This window comes from Pseudomonas sp. RA_35y_Pfl2_P32 (genome assembly GCF_963970735.1).
Lineage (GTDB): Bacteria > Pseudomonadota > Gammaproteobacteria > Pseudomonadales > Pseudomonadaceae > Aquipseudomonas.
On sequence record NZ_CAXAQF010000301.1, the window covers coordinates 1 to 467 of the forward strand.

At 63.0% G+C, this 467-nt stretch carries 1 protein-coding gene and 1 pseudogene; one reads left to right on the forward strand and one right to left on the reverse strand.

Going from position 1 to position 467, the window contains the following annotated elements; translation table 11 throughout:
- Positions 1 to 190, reverse strand: a 190-nt coding sequence (locus AACY45_RS28390; protein ID WP_339548791.1) for an exodeoxyribonuclease VII large subunit, incomplete at its 3' end; no start/stop codon positions are given.
- Positions 191 to 276: 86 nt separating this feature from the next.
- Here AACY45_RS28390 and AACY45_RS28395 point away from each other — a divergent pair.
- Positions 277 to 467, forward strand: a pseudogene (locus AACY45_RS28395) (phosphoribosylamine--glycine ligase N-terminal domain-containing protein); the annotation flags it as partial.

Consider the following 467-nt stretch of genomic DNA (forward strand, 5'->3'; position numbering starts at 1 on the left):
TGAAGCCCAATTGCGCGACATTGCCGTTCCAGATCACGCCGTCGATCACGGCGCTGTCGTCCTTGAGGCTGAGATAGGCATGGCCCGAGGCGACGTGCTTATAGCCCGAAATCTCGCCGCGCAGTCGGACGAAGCCGAACTCGCTTTCGACCACGCGCTTGAGCTTGCCTGCCAGTTCGCCCACACTCATTGGCGCGGCGTTGTCCCCTGCGACCGGCTCGTCTAGGAGCGCGCCTACGCTCTCTCGCCGGGCAATCTCTAGACAAGGGTCCGCCATTGAATGTCCTGTTGATCGGCTCGGGTGGTCGCGAACATGCGCTGGCATGGAAGCTCGCGCAATCACCGCGCCTCGGTACACTGTTCGCCGCACCCGGCAATCCGGGCATTGCAGCGCATGCCGAAATCGCAGGGCTGGATGTGACCGACCACGGCGCCGTCATCGCCTTTGCGCAGGGAAATGCGATTGA